We start from the raw sequence: 4191 nt of genomic DNA on the forward strand, positions 1-4191 counted from the left end.
CGCGGAAGAGAACCGGCTTCTTGCAGCGCCAGCAGTGCGGATAGCTGTGGGTGATCTTCACCTCGGCCACGAGCATGCCGCGGTCGCGCAGGAACTGGATGATATGCGGGTTGGCCTCATCGGTGTCCATGCCGGAGAACGGGCCGCCGGTGCCGAACTCGGTGCCGTTATAGAAGCGACCGTCGTCGTCGACGGGCATGCAGACGTCCATGCCCTCCTTCATGCAGACGTAGTAGTCGTCCACGCCGTGGCCGGGCGAGTTGTGGACGATACCAGTACCGTCCTCGGTGCCTACGTAGTCGGCAAGGAGCGCCACGCCCTCGACGCCGTCGAAGACGGGCTGCTTGTAGTGCAGGTGATCGAGGACCTCGGCGGGGACCTCATAGGGCTTGCCATCGACCATCACGGGGGTGACGTCCCATCCGGCGATGCCGCAGACCTTCTCGGCGAGGTCCCTGAGCATGATCTCGGCGCGGCCATCGTGCTCGATGGCGGTGTAGATCGCCTCGGGCTTGAGGGAGACCGCCTGGTCGGAAGGGATTGTCCAGGGGGTGGTGGTCCAGATCACGAAGTCAACGGGGCCGTCGAAGGACTCGAGGCCCGCCGGCTTGGTCGTGAGTTCGAAGCGCACGTAGATGGACGGGCTCGTCTCATCGCCGTACTCGATCTCGGCCTCGGCCAGGGCCGTATGGCAGTGCTTGCACCAGTGGACCGGCTTATGGCCGCGATAGACCATGCCCTTATCGAACATGGCCTTGAAGGCCTCGATGTCGGCGGCGTCGTGCTGGTGGTAGAGCGTGAGATATGGGTTGTCCCAGTCGCCCAGGACGCCCAGGCGCTTGAAGCCCTCGCGCTGCAGGTCGATGTTCTCGACAGCGAACTGGTTGCACAGCTCGCGGATCTCGGCAACGCTCGTCTGGTTGAACTTCTCCGTCCCGAGCTTCTCCTCGACCTTGTGCTCGATAGGCTGGCCATGGCAGTCCCAGCCGGGAACGTACGGGGTCTCATAGCCCTGCATGGCCTTGTAGCGGTTGATCATGTCCTTGGCGATCTTGTTCATCGCGTGGCCCAGGTGGATGGGGCCATTGGCGTACGGAGGGCCGTCGTGGAGCACGAATTTCTCGTGGCCCTCGTTCTTCTTGAGCATGAGCTCGTAGACATGGTTCTCCTGCCAGCGCTTCAGGCGCTCCGGCTCGCGCTGCGCCAGGGCCGCCCGCATGGGGAACTTGGTCTTGGGCAGGTTCATGGTCTGCTTGTACTCGTTTGCCACGAATACCCCCTTCTCGTTATGGGCGCATGAAAAAAGCGCCCGTCCTAGCTCAAGCTGGGACGAAGCGCGTATGAGATACGGGAAGCAGGGCCCGCGGTGCGTTTCGCTATACCACCCAGCTCAAAGGTTCGCGCACATGCGCTCCCCTCGTACTCGGCTGGCCCGTGACGACGGCCATCCCGGCGACGCCTACTGGGCACCATCCCGCGTCCCCGCAAACGACACTCCCCATTGGGGACGTAGTCGTTTTGCAAAACGCTATGGATGGCAGCCGTTCGGGCCGCGGCTCCGGGGTGATTTTCGACTGGTCGCACGCACTTGGATCCCACCGCCCCAAGCTCTCTTTTCCGTGCGGGTCCGGCCTACTCGTCCCCATCAACGCCTGTGGCTCGACATGATAGCACGTGGCGAGACCCGTGCGATGGAAGCGCATCCGTTAACTCAGCGATTACACGCAGCGGTACGGGAACGCTCTGGACAATCCACTACGATTGCCGGAGGCAGGTGGTGTTCATGTGCCTGATGCCAAAGAAGATTCCGACAGCCATCGCGAAAACCGCCATGAGCGTAACCCAAACCGATGAATCACGGCTTATCGAGCCTTGCATGCGAGCGAACTCCGCAAGTGCCATCGTGCCGAGAGCGAAAAACGCACCAACCATGATGAACCCCATGGCTCTGCATAGTTTCCGCTCGTCATATCGAGCACGCTGCTCGGGTGTCGAGGTGTTGTAGCCGGCGATGAGCTTGGCTCCTCGACCGGAAAAGAATAGCATGCTCAATACACCGCATAGCAAGGCAAAGGCAGACATGATGACAACGTAATTCATAGGCACCCCTTAATACACAAAGTGACGGTTGGGAGAGGCAGGCATGGGCGGTGGTAAAGCTGTCAGGTTTTCAGCGCCGTTGCCGTTTGCTCAGATGCAGAACTACGTACATTTTTACCCCGCAGGCCCCGCAGGTCCCTCCGCCAAACTCGCCCTCGTCCTCCGCATCGCCCTTGATGAGAAATTCGAAGAGGTCTTCTACTTCTCATGATCTAATCGAGTACGTCATCTAAATCGGATGCGTCCACCAAGCGCACGCCCGCCGCCGCGAGCGCTTGGGCGAACAGGCCTTGCCCCGGAATAAGCGTCCCCGTGAAGGTGCCATCATAGACTTGATGAACGCCGCAACTGGGACTCCGGGACTGTAGAACTGCTGCCGCAAGATCCCCCGCCTCGATCGCCGGCGCGAGCCGCGCCATCTCGGCGGCGACGCCCGCCCGATACGCGGTATCCACGCTTTCGCCAAGATTGTTGACAACCTCACCGCCCATGATCTCCGCAGGTGGGCGAGGCGTGGGCAGACCGCCCGCCACCTCGGGGCACACAGGGATCACCTCGATATCAGGACGGGCATGTAGCACCTCCAACAGGCGCTCACAGCGGTTGTTGCCCCCGCTGTATTTGCAATTCTCGCCCAGCAGGCAGGCGCTCACCGCGACCTTCATGACAGCCACCTTTCTTCCCAGAACGGAAATCTTACGTTAACACTCTTTTTCCGATTTCGATACAGAGCGCCGCGTGCGAACACCGTCCTAGAATGTCACGAACGACAACTCGTCAAGGAGGTCACATGCGCACCATTCAAATGAGCAGCTATACGGTTGGCGAGGATTGCTTCGAGGCGATCCCCGCGGTACTCGCCCCCTACCAGGCAAAAACCGTCGTCCTGGTAGGTGGACGCCGCGCCCTCGCCGCTGCGGCGCCTGGTATCCGCGCCGCACTCGATAGTGCAAACGTGCAAATCCTCGACGAGATCGTCTACGGCACCGATTCCACCCAGTCCGCCATCGACGCGCTTGTTGCGAATCGGGCATTTCGCGATGCCGACATCGCCTTCGCGATCGGCGGGGGCAAGGCGGTCGACACGGTGAAGACCGCTGCCAAGGAGCTCGACAAGACCGTCTTCTCCGTTCCGACCATCTGCTCGAACTGCTCGAGCGCCACCGCCATCGCCGTGGTCTACAACGACGACCACTCACTCAAGGGATACGCCTATCCCGACGCGCCTGCGCACATCTTCATCAACCCCGCCATCATCGCCGCCGCACCCGAGGAGTATTTCTGGGCCGGCATCGGCGACGCCCTCTCCAAACAGCCCGAGGTCGAATATGCCACCAGCGAGGCCGAGCTCACGCACACGGGCACGCTGGGCCTCACGCTCGCACACACCTGCACCGATCCCCTCATGGCCTACGGCGAGCAGGGCTTGGCCGACGTCCGCGTCGGCCAGTCGAGTGAAGCGGTGCGCCAAATCGCGCTCGACATCGTGGTCAACACGGGGTATGTCTCCAACCTCACCAACCAGCCCGACTTCTACTATAACTCCTCACTTGCGCACGCCTTCTACAACGCCACGACGGGCGTGCAGCGCCCCGGGCGCACGCACCTGCACGGAGAGGTCGTGAGCTTCGGCGTGCTCGTGCTGTTCGCCTACACGAGCGACACCGAGCAGCTGGCGCGCTATGCCGCCTTCAACAAGAAGCTCGGTCTTCCCGTCACTCTTGCCGAGCTCGACCTCGACGAGAGCCACCTGCAGCGCATCGCCGAGCTGGCCCAGAACACGAACGAGTGGAAGCAGGCGAATCCCGCCCCGTTCTCGCCCGAAGAGTTCATCGAGGCCATCAAGGCCGCCGACGCCTTCGGCAGAAACTTGAAGTAGCGCGAGCCGGGAGTCGGCTAATCCGAGCCAACAGGCACAGCGAGTCTAACGGCACGCAATCGGGGCGCCCGCGTTCAACTTGAATGAACGCGGGCGCCCCGCCTTTCAATCGAAAACCCCCGTCGAAAACGGTAGCACAACTCGACAAAACTTCGCGATTGGGCGTGCGGCAGAAATCTTGGAGACCGGGGCCTCCGTCCTTAGGCCGCCAG

Annotated in this window: 4 protein-coding genes; 1 reads left to right on the top strand and 3 read right to left on the bottom strand. The window is 61.9% G+C overall.

All coding sequences use genetic code 11. The features are described 5' to 3' along the window. The 3 genes from ACT8II_RS09125 to ACT8II_RS09135 form a co-directional block, all read right to left on the bottom strand. On the bottom strand, nucleotides 1-1270 hold a 1270-nt coding region (locus ACT8II_RS09125; protein WP_443813912.1), incomplete at its 3' end, for a class I tRNA ligase family protein. Between the two features lie 485 nt (nucleotides 1271-1755). Further along, nucleotides 1756-2100 (bottom strand): DUF3784 domain-containing protein, encoded by a 345-nt coding sequence (locus tag ACT8II_RS09130; protein ID WP_118653680.1) that lies wholly within the window; start codon nucleotides 2098-2100, stop codon nucleotides 1756-1758. Between the two features lie 212 nt (nucleotides 2101-2312). Then, nucleotides 2313-2765 (bottom strand): DUF523 domain-containing protein, encoded by a 453-nt coding sequence (locus ACT8II_RS09135; protein ID WP_302742722.1) that lies wholly within the window; start codon nucleotides 2763-2765, stop codon nucleotides 2313-2315. 125 nt (nucleotides 2766-2890) lie between these two features. Between ACT8II_RS09135 and ACT8II_RS09140 the strand changes: the two genes are divergently transcribed. After that, on the top strand, nucleotides 2891-3979 hold the full coding sequence (locus ACT8II_RS09140; RefSeq protein ID WP_118653682.1) for an iron-containing alcohol dehydrogenase family protein: 1089 nt from the start codon (nucleotides 2891-2893) through the stop codon (nucleotides 3977-3979). Nucleotides 3980-4191 lie beyond the last annotated feature (212 nt).

Origin of the sequence: Collinsella sp. (genome assembly GCF_052346665.1) — a bacterium.
Classification (GTDB): domain Bacteria; phylum Actinomycetota; class Coriobacteriia; order Coriobacteriales; family Coriobacteriaceae; genus Collinsella.